This window comes from Amycolatopsis sp. FU40, from assembly GCF_021903635.1.
In the GTDB taxonomy this organism is placed as follows: domain Bacteria; phylum Actinomycetota; class Actinomycetes; order Mycobacteriales; family Pseudonocardiaceae; genus Amycolatopsis; species Amycolatopsis dendrobii.
The window spans coordinates 4,738,401-4,755,927 of the sequence record NZ_CP091381.1; the positions used below are offsets into that span (position 1 = coordinate 4,738,401).

A 17,527-nucleotide genomic window follows, 5' to 3' on the forward strand; every position below is an offset into this window, starting at 1 on the left:
AACAGGAGTCGGCGCGATCGGAGCACTGAGCCAGCTGTGTCGATGGCGAGTCGGCTCGATCCTTGGCGATCGCCGCCAGCACGCCGATCTAGCGGCCTGAACGACATATCTGCCACGAGCGCCACCGACGTCTGACTAAATTTACCGGAAGTATGCACTTACAACACGACGACTATGTGACCGCAGAGGTCCACGCCGCAAATTCGCCCAGCGTACGTTGCAGATCATCTCGCGAGTGAATTTCCCTGTGGTCATCTCGGTCGATATCCTGAAGAACATCTGCACGCATCAACTGCGCCTCTCCAGTGTCCCATATTATCAATTGACTAAGTCGGCTTCGGTAATCGATCGATATAGATATAGAGGTGTTCATTCGAGCACCTCCGGAATCTACGACTACCGTCATTCCGCGATCTTCTAAATCTGCGCGGCGATCAGTTATCCAGGCAGCGGTCTCGTCAACCACTGCGAATGTATCGGTCATTTCTGCGCCCAACCACTAATATTTGAAGCCGGCGGCAATTCTGGAATGGGTAGATTTTTAAGCCGCGCGATCCGCCCCGGCTGGCCGTCTGGTGTCGACATCCTCATCCATCTAGGATCACCGGCAGAATAAAGAGAATCTTCCGGCACATCAAACTCGACGTAGCCCGTATCAGGCTTAGCCGGACCCCTGTACGCTTCTGGAGTCGCCGGAAATGCCACGTAAGTCACTCCGCCTCGACCTTCCTGAACCATTCCCGTTTTTACCATCTTATCGTATTCGTCGCGACCCATCCAGCGACCCACCCTAACCATCGCCGAGCCTGCAATTTCAGGATCGACCACCGGTTCCGCTGCAGCCCGAGCCCCCGCACCCTCTGCCGCGACGGAACGCGCCCCACCAGCAGCAGTAGCGTAACTTCCTCTTCCAAGGAATATCGCAGCTTCCATCGCATCGTTTACCGCACCGTTAAGATACACCTCCGTGTGACAGTCGTCGGCATGATCCAAGCAATAGAATGCCGCGAGCTCTTTAGCCCCGTCCACATCGTCCGGATGTTCCAGAATATGGATCCATGCCATCCGGCATCCGGTTAGACCAAAACAGGCACGCTCGCCCTTGTCGCCAGTTTCCGCTTTCCAGAAATAGTCGCCAGTGTATGTTAGCTGCGCATACGCACCCCAGCGCTTCGCCAACATGTCAGGGTCCCGGGTCCGAAGCGAGTGATTGTTGACCCACGCTTTCCGGTGTGCCTGCTTCGCCGCAGGTTGTTCCCTGAGCACACCTTTCTGCGCCAACTGCTCGCGCGTGTAGTGGGGTCTATCTCGTGATCGGTGTTTCCGGCGTTGTTGATCAGTAGGTTTCGGCTCCCGGCCAGCGGTCACCGAACGTGATGGCGAATGCGTTGATCACGGGTTTCCAGCGCATCGTCCATCGGGCGCGGCCGGTCCCGGTCGGGTCCAGGCTGCGGGTCACAAGGTACAGGCACTTCATCGCGGCCTGCTCGGTCGGGAAATGCCCGCGGGCGCGAACCGCCCGCCGGTAGCGGGCGTTGAGTGATTCGATAGCGTTCGTCGAGCAGATCATGCGCCGGATTTCAACGTCGTAGTCAAGGAAGGGAACGAACTCTTCCCAAGCGTTGCGCCATAGCCGAATCACTGCTCCGTATTTGTTTCCCCATTTCTCCTCGAGATCGTCCAATGCCGTGAGCGCAGCGGCGGGATTGGGTGCCGTGTAGATGGGTTTGACGTCCCGCTTGACTGCGTCCCAGTGCTGCCGCGCGACCAAGCGGAACGTGTTGCGGATCAAGTGGACGATGCACGTCTGAACAACGGTTTGCGGCCATACGCTCGCGACAGTCTCGGGGAGGCCTTTGAGTCCGTCGCAGACGAGGAAGAACACGTCGCGGACGCCGCGGTTCTTCAGGTCGACCAGGACGCTCATCCAGAACTTCGCGCCTTCGCCGCCGACGCCTATCCACAGCCCCAGCACGTCCTTCTGCCCGTCCACGGTGACGCCGATGGCCGCGTAGACCGGCCGGTTGGCGACCTGGCCGTCGCGGACCTTGACGTGGATAGCGTCGATGAACACCGCCGCGTAGATCGCGTCGAGTGGACGGTTGACCCATTCCTGCATCTCGGCGACAACCTTGTCGGTGATCCGCGAGATCGTCTCCTTGCTCACCGACGCCCCGTAAATCTCACCGAAATGCGCGGAGATCTCCCCGGTTGTCATTCCTTTCGCGTACAGCGACAACACGATCTCGTCCACATCGGCCAGTCGACGCTGCCGCTTCTTCACAATCCGGGGTTCGAACGTGCTTTCCCGATCCCGCGGAACCTCGACCCGCACCTCGCCGGCCGAGTCCGAGATCACGGTCTTCGACCGACTGCCGTTTCGCACGTTGGTCGATTCCCGGTCCGGCTCCGCCTGATTCTTCTCGTGGCCGAGGTGCTCGGTCATTTCCTCGTTCAGCGCCGCGCCGCTGATGCGCGCGTCACACAGATGAAACAGCGGGGCTCGTCCGCGCCGCGGAGTCGCTCGGCCGAGCAGGACCCGCATGATGGTCGTCGCTGCCACTGATGCCAGACGCACCGGCTCACCCCTTTGGACATGACTCGCGATGCGTTGCTCGATCACGCGTTCAGGATTGCGGTTGCGCATAACCACGGACTATTCCGCAGAGGCACAGTCAGCGCGATCGTCCGAACGCTCGAATCGAAGCCCCTCGAAGTTCGTGCAGCTTCACGGACGGAGCCTGCGCCGCCGGACGAGGGACATTCGCCACTGCACCACTCTCAAACAAGATCGTTCTGCGACCCTCCTATTTGACGATTTCCGCTCATCCCCGACCAGCGGCTATACTGGTGTAGCACTGCGCTTAGCCGTTCCCGCTTTGGGAGCGGAGGGTCGCAGGTTCAAATCCTGTCATCCCGACCGATAGGGGCTGGACCTGCGGGTTCAGCCCCTTTTTCGTGCAGTGAGGCGCGGGGCGGGTGCTTGTGCGGTGGTTGGCGGCTCTTCTGTTTGAGGATTTCACCTGCGCGCCCGAGCCCTAATCCTCGCTCCCGCGTCCTGGCGGGCGTTGATCGACGAGTGGGCTATGTCACTCGAGGCCGAGACCAAGAGTCCCCGCACGATCCGCGGCTACTGCGACACCGTGCGCTTCTTCCGCATCTGGCTCGCCGACCCGATCGCACCGCCCGAAGCAGACGACCCCGAGGCGTGGCTCGCTTCCGTTCCGCCCGAGCCCGAAGACTACGAACCGAACCACGGCTAACGGTGGGTCGCCTACCGCATCGCAACAACCAGTCCTGGCAATGCGAACAACAATCGCCGTGCGTTGAGCGCGTGGTTCCACTGGCTGATAGCTGAGGAGGCGATCGAGCACCATCCGATGACCCGCATGAAACCGCCGCACATCCCGGACCAGCCGATTCCTATCACCCCGGTGGCATGCATCAAGGAGGTGCTCCGGAACTGCCAAGGCCGCGACTTCCACAGCCGCCGCGACGAAGTACCTGTGGTACCGAATCGGAGAACAGCTCCCGCAGGTCAAGAACCTCAGTGTCACCCCCCACTGGCTCAGATACACCACGCTGACCTGGGCCGAGCGCAACTTTGGGTTCGCCGTCGCAGCCGGGCACGCAGGGCACGTTCCCGTCGTCAGCCGGGCAGGCAACACGCACACCTACGTCGCGGCGAAGCTCGAAGAAATCGCTGCCGCTCTGCCAGGGCTGACCGGAGAACCGCATCCACTCGCGGCAGTCGGAGCGGAGTAAGGCTCGACGAACGGGCCGCGCCAGCAATACTGTCCTGACAAATCGGCGCCCATTCCGTCGGGGAAGCGGGACCACAGGGCGCAATCCTGTCATCTCGGCCAGATGGGGCTGGATCTACTGGCGTGAACGAGCGTCTTGACAACGAGCGCCGATACCCAAGGCACACCGCAGAAGACAGATTCCCTTGTTTAGAGTTCAACCTCCTTCCCTGCCCGGGTACGAAAAACGCACCGGGGAAAGGTTTACGAGAAGCGTCCGTTCGGTCGTATTGTCGACGCCTTCCCGGTGCTACCTTCACCCTGTCGACAGTCAAGAAGTCGGCCGACAGAGCACATTCAGCGAATAGGTCCGACACTGGCGCATCGCACTTACTCACAGCAGGCACCAAAGACGCGCAACAGGGGCTCGGTTGACGACAGGGGGTATATGCGTTTTTCGGCGCGCGGGCCGCAAGAACATGGAGAAACCGCTGATAAAAGGCGGTCGCGATACAAGCCCGCCACGCGCCAGACCGAGAAATGAAACCATGATCGATGCTTTCCTACCGCGCATCCCATGACGCAGGATGCTGAATTATCCGACGAGATTTGATTTTTTCGCATGACTGCAGATACTCAAATCTCATCCGTGAAGCAATGAACCAGTAGCGCCCTGAATTGGCGCGACAGCCGGTGCACCGTTGCGCAATAGCGAACGACCCCAGCATCGCTGCGGTCCATTGCGAAATCCGGTTCCACAGCAGGTTTCGAAACGGAAATTGCGGTATTCGATCGACTCTTCAGAAGAGAGGTGTTCGCTCGATGTCACGAAGAAGATCGGGCCGGTGGAAGGCGGGCGGGGCGCTGGCCGTGCTCGCGTCGTTGTGCATGATCGCGAGTTCGCTGCCCGCACAGGCCGTGGAACCACGGGCCGAGACGCGCAGGCTGGTGGGGTATGTCGTTTCTGATCCGGAGCTGGCGAAGCACCCCGAGAAGATAGTGACAGCACTGCAGCGGGACGGATCTCTGGACGCGCTGGGGATTAAACCAGTGTCCAGATCCGAGGGCGGGAAGACCGTGCTGTCTCCCCCTCCGTTGCAAGCTGTCGACGACCCGCCCTACGTCGTCGACAGCGCAGCGTTCGACCGGGGCGCCAAACCCGTCGAGCCCTACCAGTACGTCCAGACCCCGGCTGAGTGCTGGGGCAACACCTCGGTGTTCCACGACGCGGGGTGGATCAAGAACCGGTTCTCCTACTGCCAGCTCAAGATGAACTGGGCGGTGGACCTGAAATGCTCGATCCTCAGGTGCCGGCCGATCGGCTACCTGGCGGTGTTCAACACGCTCATCGGCTACGGCAAGATCGGCGGCGACCCCGCGAAGCCCGAGCGGCGCTTCGCTGACTTCCAGCTGCTGTCCGAGCCGATCATCACCAACGGCACGTTCGACAAGCCCACCGCGCGCATGAAGGCGACCTTCAAATGCGCCGGCGAGTACCGCATCAAGAACGGCGACCTCGGCAACGGCGACGCGTGCCATCCGCAGGCCGGCCGCGACAGCAGAGAGGACCTCCTCTCAGCATGGAAGGCCAACCCGCAGACCTGGTTCACCCTGCAGTCGGAGGGCTATCCCGCGAGCCCGCAGTACGGCGAGCAACTGGCTCAAGGGGTGTTCCACACCGAATACGAGTTCGCGCCCGACGCCGACATCACCCTCAACTTCGCCAAGAGTTTCGAAGGGGGCGTGCGCTTCGACAGCGCGGATTACCTGTGGGACAAACAGGGCAGCATCTTCGACCGCGCCGTGCCCGGACTCGCGTTCTCCAAGAGCGACCCCAAGGTCGGGCGGCACGCCAAGTTCGTCGAGGAGTCCCGCGCCAACCCCGGCGCCACCTGGCCCGCGAAGGCGGACAAGAAACTACTCGGCGGCTCCCCCGCCCATGCCGACTCCCTGCACCGCGTGGCTCGCGCCAAGGGCCATGACATCGTGCTCGACCGCAACCGAGACACTTCGGAAGCCGCCTGCAAGGCCGCGGGGATGCCAGCACCGCTGCCCGACGAACCGTCACCAGTCGACTGCGACGAATACGCCTACGCCTCCACCTACGAAGGGGCCGGGGACTGGCTGGACCCGGGCAAGCACACGAACGACTTCGCGGTCCGATGGGTCAACCACGACCACAACACCGAAGCTGGCAGACGACTGTACTCCTGGTATCAGACGCATCGGATCCTGGACGTGGAACTGCTGGTTCCCGAGCGCCACGACGCCCTGGACCCGCACGACCAGGAACGTTTCTTCATCCCGATTACTCCGTAGAGCGGCTGAGCGGTCCTGAGGACCGGATAGCCTGCGGGTGCGCCCGGCGAACACACCGGACGCACCCGCCTTTCGCCCATCAACCAGATGCCTGGCGCACGCAGGAGGCTGGCCCGAGTGACCGAACCGGTGACACAAGCGTGGCAGCGGATCACCGCGGTGCTGCGAGAACATGCACCAGCCACCGCGCACGCGATCCACCCCGCAGGCCCGGCCGACAACATCCGGGAGCTTGAACGCATTGTGGGCCGCCGCCTGCCCGCCGACCTGCTGACGTGGTGGAGCGTCACGGACGGTGTCGACGACCGGCGCGACTACCATGCCGGGTCGCTGATACCGACCCATTTCATGCCGCTCTCGGTGACACGCGCCCGAGAGGAATACGCGGGCAATGCGGAGTACCCAGACCCCGGCTGCTGCACCGCGTACGGCGAACATCGCAAACCAGCAGGCGAGCCCGCATTCCCTTACTGCACCGCCCTCGTCCCGGTCTGCCGCTCCATCGACGGCGGCCTGCTTTGCGTCGACCTCCGCCCCGGCCAGGACCACGGCTGCGTCATGACCTGGTACGCCAGCGAAGGGGCCTACGCTGTCGAATGGGACGACGTCACAGCCATGCTCGCCTACGTCGCCGAACGCCTCGACGACCACGCAGCCGGACGCGTGCCCGACCGACCCGAAAGCCGCGTCGTCATCGACAACGACGGGGCACTGAACTGGGGCATGGCCGCGAACTAGCGCGACGGAACACAGAACTCGCCCTGCCGCGGGACTTGTCCGCGGGCCGGACGAGCCGCCGAGTGCCGCAGCACCGCGCAGATGCGCCTGACGTTCCAGTTTGCGGCGGCGGCAATGGTCCGGTGAATGAGTTCGGGCAGAAGCTGCACTGGCCCGGCCCGCGTTGAGCAGCAAGGGGCCATGTCACCCGAAACAGAGAACAAGAGGCCCATACGCGCCGCGGTTGCTGCCGACGCCGTGTGCTTTTCCATATCCGGCTCGCCGACCCGGTCGCACCATCCGGCGTCGAGGGCTCGAAGCGCGGCCGGATCGGTACCGCTGGAGCCAGCCGAGCCCGAGGACACCGAACGGAGGGAACCCCGAGTTTCGCTGAACCCCGTCAGCTCCAGCCCGCCGGGTTCGAACCCGTCTCGTAGTCGACAGGGCTGACGTGCTCCCATTCTTTTCCTGTCGAACTCTCGTAGGCGTGTTGCGCGACGTAGAGCAGGAATTCCGCCTCAGGCCCGCCGACCCCGGTGTACGAACGGAATTTCTCCGGGTCTTCGAGAACGGACCGGTAGGCCTGCTCCCCCGCCAGCACCACCGCTCCCCGGTAGTACAGGAAGGAATCGCTGGAGAGAGGCAAACCGGTGGCGGCGGACGGCACCGCGGCAAGCTCTGACCGGTCCAGGTCGTAGAGACGCTGGGCGAGGATGTCCTCGAACTGCTTGATCTCCGCTTCCCCGCGCCTGCCGAGTTCCGCTTCCAGGGGAGCGAAAGCGGCCTGATCCGTCGCCGGAGGGTCCCGCCGCACCAAGGAGACGAGTGCCCAGAACTCGTGGTCGTTCATCAGGGCCTGTTCCTTCCGGGTGAGTCGATGGTGTCGCCGAGACAACCGATACCGCCCAGTTCTTCGATCGATGCGGCTTCGGCTCGCGCACGGCCCTTCCGGCGGGAAAGCCGCGCGCGCCAACGGGTTCCTCGGCAACGGCCAGTCCGACCGGGTCGGGAAGTCGGGGCAGAGACCCGGGGCTCCAGACCAGGTCACTGGCAGACACCCGCCTCGCCGAATGCCCGCTCGTCCATGACATTCCTTCCGCCTGAGGATCTGCATGCGACTGCCGCCTCCGGGAACCCCTGAATTCGATCAATACTGGATCTCGTCCAGCCATTCAAAACCACCAGAGCTGGCACGCAGTTGCGTGAGCCCTTGCTTCAGGCAGCCGTCGAGACTGGCTGCCTCGGCACGGATGAATCCCTGCCCGTCGAGCCCCGGGCCCGACATCACCAACGTCCACGGCTTACCACCCTCCGCCATCCTCTCGTCGTCCACTTTGAGGATTGCGGTGATGCCTGAGCGGCCCAGCTTCTCCATAAGCTGCTCGATATTCGTCACATTCACTCCCGTCGACAGTCTTTCCAGGCTGCCGATTTATCGTTGATGGCATGCCGCTTATTTCTTAACACCGAGCACTACGACGACTTCAGCTGGTTCCGCGGGATCGTCGCCGTAGACGGACACCGTGTTCAAGTCGCGTTCCACGGGCAATTCCAGACGGATCACGCCGCGGTGCAACAGTTCGAGCCCCTGCGGAATGGCGGGCTCTTCGACGCACGCGACAGCAACCGGTCCGCTGGCCGACTGGCGAACGGACACGTGCAACGAATCCTTGCCGGCATGCACATTCTCGCGAGCTGGATCCCAGCCCGCGTGGTCGTCGACGCTGTCCGGGGAAGAAACCACCAGCAGGCCGAAGGAAAACCGGGCCGCTCCGCCTCCGTAGTAGAGGTCACCGTGGCTGTCGAAGTCCGAAAAGCCCGCCACTGTCAGTACTACTCCCGGCCTGGTCCTGGACACGGCTGCTCTGGTGGGGAGAGCAGGCTCAGGCATGAGGATAGCGTCCGGGGGAATTTTCGCCATTAGTTCACGACGTCCACCGGCGTCGTTTTTCGTTACCCCTTTGTGCGCACCGACACAAATCGTCCTGCCGGTCACCGGAGCTCGCGGAGGTGTCTTACGCTCCTTTCCGCTGATCAAGAATCAAGGAGGACACGGGTGCGCTCCCGTATTCAGGCCGCACGCCGTGGGGGCGTCGCCGGTCTTGTCGTCGCGATCGTCGCGATGCTCATGGCAATAGTCTCTCCCGCACAGGCGTCCATTCTCTGCGACCGGCATCCGGAGCTGGCGGCGTGCAAGGCCGCCGATCGGGCCAAAGCGGCGCTCGTGGCGGGCAAGGCGGTCGCCCGCACCCAGCTCGGCGCTCTGGTGTTCGGGCACGTGCGCCAGGGCATCGCAGAGGTCGCCGGTCACGCGCTCAAGGAAGCCGCCCGGACCTTGGACGAGGTCGGGGAAGCGATCGACGCCGGAGACGTCTCCCGGGCGAACCAGGCGCTCGACCGGTTCCGCGAGGACTCGCTGCAGCCCTTGCGCGACACCGTCGTCGCGACGTCGGTCGTGGTGAAGTCTCTGCCCGAACTGGCTGCGATCGCCAAGTCGGCCATAGCGCAGTTCAACGCGCTCCCGGATCTGGACATCCACATCGACGTCGCCGCGCTGGAAGCCAACAACCGCGGGCTGGCGGCCACCGCGGCCGGCATCGCGCAGGCGGCGGCCCAGCTGGACGACAGCGCCGCCCGGATCCGCGTCGCCATGGCGCAGGCCGACCGGGATTTCGCCGGGGCCAAACGCGATCTGACCGCGGCGAACACGATCCTCGCCGAGGCCAACCGGACCCTGGACAAGTTCACGGCCACCCCGTGGATGCCGGTGGGCGGGTTGTCGCTGAAGGGCATCACCTTCGATTTCGACGAGGCCTTCGGCCACCCGACCCATTCGGGCTCGCTCAATCCGGACGTCAAGGCGGTCCTGTCGGCCGTGACGGACTTCCTTCCCGGGATCGGCAGCGTCAAGAGCGCGGTCGAGGCGATCGTCGGGAAGGACGCGTTCACCCAGCAGGAACTCGACGGTTTCGAACGCGCCCTCTACGGCATGGCCGCGGTCCCGGTCGGCGGCGGCGCCCTCAAGAAGCTCCTCGCCGTCGAACGAGCGGCGAAGGTTTCCCGCGCGATCGAGCTCGCGGCGAAGAACGGGGCCAAAAACTGGCGCGTTTCGTTCGACGCACTGCCCCAGGGCAAGAACAGCGGCGTGAAAATAGTGTCGAACGCCACCGAGCTGCGGACGCTGTTCGACCATTGGACCGCCGGCGCACGGAGGCTCCCCTCACGCGGAGACAAGATCCCCGACGTGTACGACCTCGGCGAAGGCGTCACTATTCAATGGCGGAACATGTCCAGATCAGGCGGCGAAACCATCGACTTCGACACGCCGCTCAAAGAAAAGCTCAAGGTGCACGTTGATGGATGAGTCAGGTTCGCCAGCGCCGAACGATGTCGAGCGGGTCGTCGCCGAGACCATCGCGGACGGTCTCGACGACTGGGTTCCGCTGGATTGGCTGATCACCAACGCCGCACAGGTGGTTCCCGAAGACAGCGACCGCTTCACCGGATTCTTCGCCTCCGTGCTCGACTGCCTGCTCCGCGAAGAACTGATGGTCGTGGGCGAGATCGGCAACACCGGATTCGAACCATGGCCCCCCGCCGCCGTCGAAGACACCGTGGACCGCGTCGTCCGCGACTGCCAAGCAGTCGGCTGGCGACCCCGGCTGGGCCTGTACTGGCTCGCCAACACGCCGGAAGGGGACCGCCGGGCGCGGTGAACCTCGGCGCTAACTCCGGCGGAGCCGGGCCAGGGTGTGTTCGACGTTGCGGCGCGTCGCCTGTGCGGCGGCGTCCGGATCGCCGGCTTCGATGGCGGCTACCAGGTCGTGGTGCGCGTGGTTCGGGTCCCCTTCGGTGTCCAGGGTGGTGACGCTGGTGGCCACGGCGCGCATGGCGTCGAGGAAAGAGTCGAATACGTCGAGCAGCACCGGATTGTGTGCCGCGGCGACGACCGCGCGGTGGAGGGCGATGTCGGCGTCCAGCAGTTCGGGCAGCGAGCCGGCGCGGTCGCGGGCGGCCAGTGCTGTGCGGAGCGCCTTGAGGTCGGCGGCGGTGCGGCGGGTCGCGGCCAGGCCGCCCGCCTCGACCTCCAGTGCGACGCGGACCTCGTATACGTCGATCACCTCGGCCCTGCGCAGCCTGCGGTCCAAATCGGACAGTGGGGTCGCGGAGGCGACGTAGGTGCCCGAGCCTTGCTGCGAGTACAGCTGGCCTGCGGAGATCAGGGCGCGGACGGCCTCTCTCGCGGTGGACCGTCCGACCCCGAGCAGGCGGCTCAGTTCGATCTCGTTGGGCAGCTTGGCCCCGACCGGCCACTCGCCCTCGCCGATCAGCCGGCGCAGTTCCGTCGTCGCCGCGTCGACCAGTGACGTTCGGTGTACTGCCCGGACCGTCATGTCGTGTTCCTCTCCCTGCCGGGCAATCCGGCCCGTCGCGCGGCGAGGCCCGGGTGATCCGCCGATCACCCGCGCAACATATCAGGTCACCAGCTCCTCAGAAGACTTTTCGCATGGCTGAACAGGCAGGACGCGGTCGCGCAAGCGGGTGCCGAACAGCACGGCGACGCCGTAGACCACGAGCACCGCGCCGAGCGTGAACCGCAGGCCCTCGGCGTCGGCCAGCCAGCCGAACAGCGGCGAACTCAGCCCGCCGACCGACATCGCCAGGCCGAGGGTCAGCCCGCTGGCGGTGCCGGGACGAGTGGGCAGGTAGTCCTGAGCGAGCGTCACCTGGTTGGCGAACGGCAGGAACATGGCCAGGCCGAACAGCACGGCGCTGAGTTCCAGGACGAGCCGGCCCGGGCTGAGCACGATGCCCGCCAGCGCCGGAATGCCCAGCAGGTAGCCGGTTCTGATCGGCATCAGGCGGCCCATCCGGTCGCCCAGCCAGCCGCCGAGCAAGGTGCCCGCGGCGCCGGCGAGCGTGAACGAGGTCAGGGTGACCGCGGCAGCCGCGGTCGAGGCGTGCAGTTCGCGAATCGCGTACAGCGAAAGCATCGAACTCACTGTCACGTAAGGGATCGACCAGCCGACAGTCGCCGCGACAAGTCTGCCGAAGGCTCGCCAGTCGTCCGGAACGTCTGCGGTGTGCTCGGTGGCCGCGCTTCCGCTGCTGACCAAAACAGGGGCATTGCGGCGGTTAAGCAACCACAGCAACGCCATGACCAAGGCAGGGACTGCCAGCAGGTAGGTCCCGGAAAGGCCGAGCGAGCCGACTACCGCGGTGACGAGCGCGGGGGCGAGCGAACTGCCCAAGGTGCCGCCCACCGAGAACAGGCTCATCGCCTGCTGCGACCTGCCACCGGCCGCGCGGGCTTGATTGGTGGCGGGCGGATGGTAGGCGGCGACGCCGATTCCCGCTACGGCAACGCAGATCCACGTGAGAAGGTAGCTGTCCGCGAAGCCCGCGGCGGCAAGGCCGGCGGCGGCCACGAGGAAACCCATGGGTGCCAGCCAGTTGCGGTGGGACCGGTCGACGATCATGCCGAACACCGGCTGTACGACACTGGACAAACCCGTTGCGGCCAAGGCGATTCCGGACACCGCCGCGTAACTGTAGTGCCGCTCGCTCATCATGAACGGCAGCAACGCGGGCACCGCGCCCTGGTACAGATCGTTGACGACATGGGTCCCGGTCAGGAATCCCAGTTGAGCTTTTCTCATCGCTGCGCCCGCTCCAGTTGTGCCGCAACGGAAATGAGCGTCGTCTCAGCGCCGTAGCGTCCGGTGAGCAGCACGCCCGCGGGCAGCCCGCCGGGTGTCCGGAGCGCCGGGACGGTCAGCGACGGCTGGCCGGTGATGTTCGCCAGCGGGGTGAGCGGATGAAACTCCAGCATGTTCTCGAAGGTCCGCTCGGGATCCGCGTCGGCAAGGCCGCCCACCAGCGGTGGCAGGGCGGCCGTGGCGGAGCTGAGGACCACGTCGAACCGGTCGTAGCGGGTGGCGATCCGCCGGGCGGCGGCCTGCATCGACACCAGCGCGGACATGAAGGTCACGGCGTCATAGCCACGGGCTTTTTCCCGCAGCCAGCGGGTCAGCGGCAGCAGGTCCTGCTCCCGCTCGGCGGGAACCGGCACCGAGGCGGCGAGCAGCGACCACACGACGGCGAACTCCTCGCGGTAGTCGTCCGGACCGGTCGGTGCGGCGTCCGCCACGTCGTGCCCCAGATCCGCGAGCAGCGCGGCGGTGTCTTCGCACGCCCGCCGGCACCACGGGTCGTCGCTCGCCGGTCCGCGAAGCACGCCGATCCGCAGCCGGCCGGGGTCGCGCTCGGCGCTGTTCGCGAAGTGTCCGTCGGGCACCGGAGGCAACTGGTGAGTGTCGCCGGGGCGCGCGGCGCTCATGGCGTCCAGCAGCAGTGCCGCGTCAGCGACCGTGCGGGCGATCGGACCCGCGGTGGCCAGCCCGGCCGAGTCCGGGCCGGGAGCGGGACTCACCCGGCCCCTGGTCGGTTTGATCCCCACCAGTCCGCAGCACGCGGCGGGGATCCGCACCGAGCCGCCGCCGTCGCTGCCGTGCGCCGCGGGGGCCAGTCCCGCCGCGACCGAAGCGGCGGCCCCGCCGCTGGACCCGCCCGCGGTGCGCGCGAGGTCGTGCGGATTGCGGGCCGCGCCGAACACTGTCTCGGTGCAGGAAGAGCACCCGAACTCGGCCGCGTTGGTCTTGCCCAGCACCACCATGCCCGCCTGGCGCAACTGCGTCACGACCGCCGCGTCCACCTCGGCCACCCGATCCGCGAAGACCTTCGAACCCGCGGTGTAGCGCAGCCCCTTCACCGGCCACGTGTCCTTCACCGAGACCGGCACCCCGCACAGCGCGGGCAGATCGCGCGTGCCGGACAAGACCAGCGCCTCGGCCTCGCGTGCGGCCGCGAGCGCCCCTTCGCGGTCCACCGCGAGGTAGGCGCCCACTTTTTCGTTGTCGCGATCGATCCGGCCCAGGTACTCCTCGGCGAGCTCCACCGGGGAAACGTCGCGGGCCCGCACCGCTGCCGCCAGCTCGGCCAGCGTCAGATCCGTCATCTCAACCCCTCATGTCATCTGAGGACTTGCACGGTAGCCGAGCGCTCGGAGTTAGGCAATCCTTACTTCTGTGGCGCGACCGATTAAGTTCTCGGGGCTCGCCCGTCTGTACGAGTGCGATCGACGCACAGGAGGCTGGCATGACCCGGAAACTGATCTACGGCATGAACCTGACGCTCGACGGCCGCATCGCCGCGGCCAGGGACGACATCGGCTGGAGCGGGCCGCCGAGCGAGGAGCTGTTCCGGTGGTGGCTCGAACAGGAGCTCGCGAACAGCATGTCGCTCTACGGGCGCAAGCTGTGGGAAGCGATGAGTTCCTACTGGCCGACCGGCGACCAGCAGCCGGGCGCCACGCCTGCGGAAGTCGAGTTCGCGCGGAACTGGCGGGATACCCCGAAGGTGGTGTTCTCGTCGACGATCGACAAGGTCGGCTGGAACACCCGGCTGTACGCCGGTGACGCGGTCGCCGAGATCGCCCGGCTCAAGGACGAGGACGGCGGGCCGCTGAGCATCGGCGGCGCGACGCTCGCCGGGGCGGCCATGCGGGCCGGGTTGGTCGACGAGTACGCGGTGGTCACCCATCCGGTCCTGGTGGGCGGGGGTACGCCGTTCTTCAGCGCGCTGGACAGCTGGGTGAACCTGAATCTGGTGGAGACCCGGACGTTTCCCGGCGGCGTGGTGCTGGCCCGATACGAGACCAGGCGGTGAGCACGGCGGTTCACAGTGCCGCGGGCAGCCCCAGCCATGGTTTGCCGGCGACCTCGAACCCGGTGAGCTCGGCGATCTTCCCGCCGGCGATGTGCAGGACTGCGAGGTTCAGCAGCCGGTACGCCGGGTCCCCGGGAGTGCGGAGGTAGAGCGCGGCGGCGGGCATGCGGTTGACCGTCGTGGCGATGCAGCGCCAGTCGTCGCAGCCGGGTTGGAAGAGGCCGCCGGAGACCCAGCCGTCGACCGAGTCCTTGGCCGTCGTGATCACGGTGCCGGGGTCGGGCAGCATCGCGAAGCGCAGGTCGTCGCGGAGGAGGGACGTCAGCCGGTCGAGGTCGTTGCGTTCGTGGGCGTCGATGTACGACTTCACCACGTCACGCTCGACTTGCGACAGTTCGTGGGTGGCGGGGCTGCGCCAGTCGAGGCGGCGGTCGGGCAGCTGTTCGCGCATCGTCACGCGTGCCCGTTGCAGCGCGCTGGTCACCGAGGCGACGGTCAGCTCAAGGGCGTCAGCGGCCTTTGCCGCCGGCCAGCCGAGGACGTCGCGCAGGACGAGCACTGCTCGTTGCCGCGGCGGCAGGTGCTGGACGGCGACAATGAACGCCAGTTCGATCGTCTCCCTCGCGACCGCCGATTCCTGCGGGTCCTCGGGGAGCATCCGATCGGGGTAGGGCTGCAGATACGGCAGCTCAGCGGCGGGAAGCTCGGACGGCACGGGGGTGCGGTCGTTGCGCTTGTCCAGGAAGTCGAGGCAGGCGTTGGTCGCGATGCGGTAGAGCCAGGTTCGCGGCGCGGCGTGGCCTTTGAACGACTCCCGTTTGCGCCACGCGCGCAGGAACGTCTCCTGCGTCAGGTCCTGGGCGTCTTCGTAGTTCGCGAGCATTCGGTAGCAGTGGACCTGCAGCTCACGCCGATGGCGCTCGGTGACGAGCGCGAACTGCGCCGGGTCCCCTGCCCGGACTGCCTCGGCGAACGCGGCTTCGTCGGCGTCCGGCGGTCCAGCGTCGGTCATGGTCGTCGATCCTCCCATCGGCGGCGGGGGTGCTGCCGGAATTGACGACCGGGCGGAGGATTTCTGATCGGTCCGTGAAGGGCCCCTTGAGGGACTTGGCTTCCCGCAAGGGGCCCTGCACAGCCGATGCGCGGGATCAGTCGGTGGCGAGAGCCTTGGTGGCCGGGCCGATCCCCGCCCAGCCGCCGGACTGGGCGCTCCAGCGGTAGATGCCGCCGCCGTTGACTCCGTAGACGCCGTCGGCGTTGGCCGCGAACGAGTCGCCCGAACCGCCGATCCGGGACCAGCCGTTGGCGGTCAGCAGGTTGACGTCCTTGGTGGACGGTTCGATGCCGAGCAGTGTGTGCGCGCCCGCGTACAGCGCGCTCTGCGCCTTGCCGACGCTCGCCCAAGCGCTGCCGGTGCCGGTCCAGTGGTAGACACCGCCGCCGTTGGCCCCGTAGATGCCGTCGTCGTTGATCGCGAAACCGTCGCCGGAGGAGCCGATCTTGACCCAGGTCCCGGGTGCGGTCATCAGGTAGAGGTCGCCGGTGCCGGGCACGGTCCGGGCGAGCAGGTGGCCCGCGGCGTAGAACCTGGTCCCGGCGGGTCCGACCGTTTCCCAGCCGGTGCCGGTGCCGGTCCAGCGCAGGACGCCGCCGCCGTTGTAGCCGTAGACGCCGTCGGCGTTGACCACGAACCCGTCGCCGGGGCCGCCGATCTTCGTCCACTGGCCGGGGGTCCCGGTGTAGCGGTAGACGTCGTGGGTGTCGGCGCGAGTCGCGACCAGCGCGCTTTCGCCTGCGTAGACCCGATCGAACCCGGTGCCCAGCGTCGTCCAGGCGCTGCCGGTGCCGGAGTAGCCCAGAACGGCGCCGTTGGCGTCGATCCGGTACAGGCCGTGGTGTCCCGCGACGGTGTGCGCCGTGACCCAATCGCCGAGGTCGTCCACCCGGGCGGCGCTCACCGCGGGGTTGGTGGCGGTCTCGCCGAGGCAGTTGCGCTGATACGAACCGGTGACCACGCCGGTGATCCGGCCGTCGGCAGTGAACACCGGCCCTCCGGCGTCACCGCGGCACACGCCGCTCGTGCCGGTCGCTTCGAGGGCCAGCCCGTGGTCCGGCGCGCCGGCCGCGATGCTCAGCGAAGCCGACTGCGGGGTGTCCGGGATCCACTCGGTCGCCGTGCGGCCGAACCCGGCCACCGTCACCTGCCCGCTCGACGGCGGCGGCGTGGCAGCGAGATTCCCCAATGCGGCCCCGAGAACCGGCGCGACCAGCCGCAGCAGCACGACGTCGCGGTCGGTCCGCGGCGCCACCCGGTCCACGGCGATCTGGCGGGCCGGCTTCCCGGTCTCGGTCACCGCGGCGGTTACGGCGACGGCCGGCGGCGCGCCGTCGACCAGCCCGTCTCCGGCGTGCGCCCCGGTCTTGCCGGTCAGGCACGACGCGGTCGTCAACACCCATTGCGAGGAAACCAGCGTTCCCGTGCAGGCGTGGCCGCCGCTGGTCGAGTCGCCCCCGATCGCGAGCCGGACCAGCGCGGACGCCGCCGCCCCCGTCACCGGCGCGCCCCCGGCCACCGCGCTCGCCGGCGACGCGGCGGCCAGCAGCCCCGCGGCGGTCACCCCGGCGACACAGCCGGCCAAGCGCGTGGCTTTCCGGTTGAATCCCATGAAGAAACCCTTTCGTTCAGTACGCCCAAGCCGTCCTGACTGGCAGGCTCAACGGGGTTGACGATGAATTCAGCGGGCGTGGTCCGGAGATATCCGTCGAATGGGCCGCCGCCGTGCTCGCCCGCATTTCCGCGGTCCCGGTCATCGGGACAGCGAATGCCTCGGCCGGCGCCCGTCGAATTCGACGAGTCCACGACGATGAATCCACGGCGGCACGAGAACCCGTTCCCCCTTTTGCCGCATGCCCCTCCCCCGTTTGCCGACGCACCCGATCCGCTGAGCGCGCCGCAAATACCATCGCGCCCACCGGGCCGTCATTACCGCGGCATGCGGTGACGTACACCACATTCCACC

16 protein-coding genes and 1 tRNA gene are annotated in these 17,527 nt (G+C 66.5%); 7 read left to right on the plus strand and 10 right to left on the minus strand.

Going from position 1 to position 17,527, the window contains the following annotated elements:
* Positions 1-480: 480 nt before the first annotated feature.
* Positions 481-1,182: a hypothetical protein gene (locus tag L3Q65_RS22645; RefSeq protein WP_237600752.1), complete on the minus strand. Its 702-nt coding sequence runs from the start codon at positions 1,180-1,182 to the stop codon at positions 481-483.
* A 154-nt stretch (positions 1,183-1,336) separates the two neighbouring features.
* Positions 1,337-2,647 carry an IS256 family transposase gene (locus L3Q65_RS22650; RefSeq protein WP_370648202.1) on the minus strand — a complete coding sequence of 437 codons (1,311 nt, stop codon included), beginning with the start codon at positions 2,645-2,647 and terminating at the stop codon, positions 1,337-1,339.
* Positions 2,648-2,840: 193 nt separating this feature from the next.
* Between L3Q65_RS22650 and L3Q65_RS22655 the strand changes: the two genes are divergently transcribed.
* The 4 genes from L3Q65_RS22655 (at position 2,841) to L3Q65_RS22670 (ending at position 6,800) form a co-directional block, all read left to right on the plus strand.
* Positions 2,841-2,917: transfer RNA gene (locus L3Q65_RS22655), tRNA-OTHER, on the plus strand.
* 169 nt (positions 2,918-3,086) lie between these two features.
* Positions 3,087-3,263, plus strand: a complete 177-nt coding sequence (locus L3Q65_RS22660; RefSeq protein ID WP_182894083.1) for a hypothetical protein — start codon at positions 3,087-3,089, stop codon at positions 3,261-3,263.
* Between the two features lie 1,302 nt (positions 3,264-4,565).
* Positions 4,566-6,062, plus strand: coding sequence for a hypothetical protein (locus L3Q65_RS22665; RefSeq protein ID WP_182894081.1), 1,497 nt, complete (start codon positions 4,566-4,568; stop codon positions 6,060-6,062).
* Positions 6,063-6,179: 117 nt separating this feature from the next.
* Positions 6,180-6,800, plus strand: coding sequence for an SMI1/KNR4 family protein (locus L3Q65_RS22670; RefSeq protein WP_237600753.1), 621 nt, complete (start codon positions 6,180-6,182; stop codon positions 6,798-6,800).
* Positions 6,801-7,179: 379 nt separating this feature from the next.
* Here the strand turns inward: L3Q65_RS22670 and L3Q65_RS22675 are convergent, their stop codons facing one another.
* The 3 genes from L3Q65_RS22675 to L3Q65_RS22685 form a co-directional block, all read right to left on the minus strand.
* The gene (locus tag L3Q65_RS22675; RefSeq protein WP_182894079.1) at positions 7,180-7,629 is read right to left on the minus strand and encodes a DUF4240 domain-containing protein; all 450 of its coding nucleotides are present in this window, start codon (positions 7,627-7,629) and stop codon (positions 7,180-7,182) included.
* A gap of 297 nt (positions 7,630-7,926) precedes the next feature.
* The gene (locus L3Q65_RS22680; RefSeq protein WP_237600754.1) at positions 7,927-8,175 is read right to left on the minus strand and encodes a hypothetical protein; all 249 of its coding nucleotides are present in this window, start codon (positions 8,173-8,175) and stop codon (positions 7,927-7,929) included.
* Positions 8,176-8,232: 57 nt separating this feature from the next.
* Positions 8,233-8,604, minus strand: a complete 372-nt coding sequence (locus tag L3Q65_RS22685; RefSeq protein ID WP_182894078.1) for a hypothetical protein — start codon at positions 8,602-8,604, stop codon at positions 8,233-8,235.
* Positions 8,605-8,835: 231 nt separating this feature from the next.
* Here L3Q65_RS22685 and L3Q65_RS22690 point away from each other — a divergent pair, with 231 nt between their 5' ends.
* Both L3Q65_RS22690 and L3Q65_RS22695 read left to right on the plus strand, forming a co-directional pair.
* Positions 8,836-10,143 (plus strand): pre-toxin TG domain-containing protein, encoded by a 1,308-nt coding sequence (locus tag L3Q65_RS22690; protein ID WP_182894077.1) that lies wholly within the window; start codon positions 8,836-8,838, stop codon positions 10,141-10,143.
* On the plus strand, positions 10,136-10,495 hold the full coding sequence (locus L3Q65_RS22695) for a hypothetical protein (protein ID WP_182894076.1): 360 nt from the start codon (positions 10,136-10,138) through the stop codon (positions 10,493-10,495). Before L3Q65_RS22690 ends, L3Q65_RS22695 begins: the two co-directional genes overlap by 8 nt.
* Before the next feature lie 9 nt (positions 10,496-10,504).
* Here L3Q65_RS22695 and L3Q65_RS22700 read toward each other — a convergent pair whose 3' ends face one another.
* The 3 genes from L3Q65_RS22700 to L3Q65_RS22710 form a co-directional block, all read right to left on the minus strand.
* Positions 10,505-11,173 (minus strand): FadR/GntR family transcriptional regulator, encoded by a 669-nt coding sequence (locus tag L3Q65_RS22700; RefSeq protein WP_237600755.1) that lies wholly within the window; start codon positions 11,171-11,173, stop codon positions 10,505-10,507.
* 81 nt (positions 11,174-11,254) lie between these two features.
* A complete protein-coding gene (locus tag L3Q65_RS22705) occupies positions 11,255-12,439 on the minus strand; it encodes an MFS transporter (protein ID WP_182894074.1) in 1,185 nt (394 codons plus the stop codon).
* Positions 12,436-13,797 carry an amidase gene (locus tag L3Q65_RS22710; RefSeq protein WP_182894073.1) on the minus strand — a complete coding sequence of 454 codons (1,362 nt, stop codon included), beginning with the start codon at positions 13,795-13,797 and terminating at the stop codon, positions 12,436-12,438. The genes L3Q65_RS22705 and L3Q65_RS22710 overlap by 4 nt, the downstream gene beginning before the upstream one ends.
* A gap of 140 nt (positions 13,798-13,937) precedes the next feature.
* Between L3Q65_RS22710 and L3Q65_RS22715 the strand changes: the two genes are divergently transcribed.
* Positions 13,938-14,507 (plus strand): dihydrofolate reductase family protein, encoded by a 570-nt coding sequence (locus tag L3Q65_RS22715; protein WP_237600756.1) that lies wholly within the window; start codon positions 13,938-13,940, stop codon positions 14,505-14,507.
* Positions 14,508-14,517: 10 nt separating this feature from the next.
* Here the strand turns inward: L3Q65_RS22715 and L3Q65_RS22720 are convergent, their stop codons facing one another.
* Positions 14,518-15,519: an RNA polymerase subunit sigma-70 gene (locus tag L3Q65_RS22720; protein WP_182894071.1), complete on the minus strand. Its 1,002-nt coding sequence runs from the start codon at positions 15,517-15,519 to the stop codon at positions 14,518-14,520.
* 136 nt (positions 15,520-15,655) lie between these two features.
* Positions 15,656-17,173 (minus strand): S1 family peptidase, encoded by a 1,518-nt coding sequence (locus L3Q65_RS22725; RefSeq protein WP_182894070.1) that lies wholly within the window; start codon positions 17,171-17,173, stop codon positions 15,656-15,658.
* Positions 17,174-17,527 lie beyond the last annotated feature (354 nt).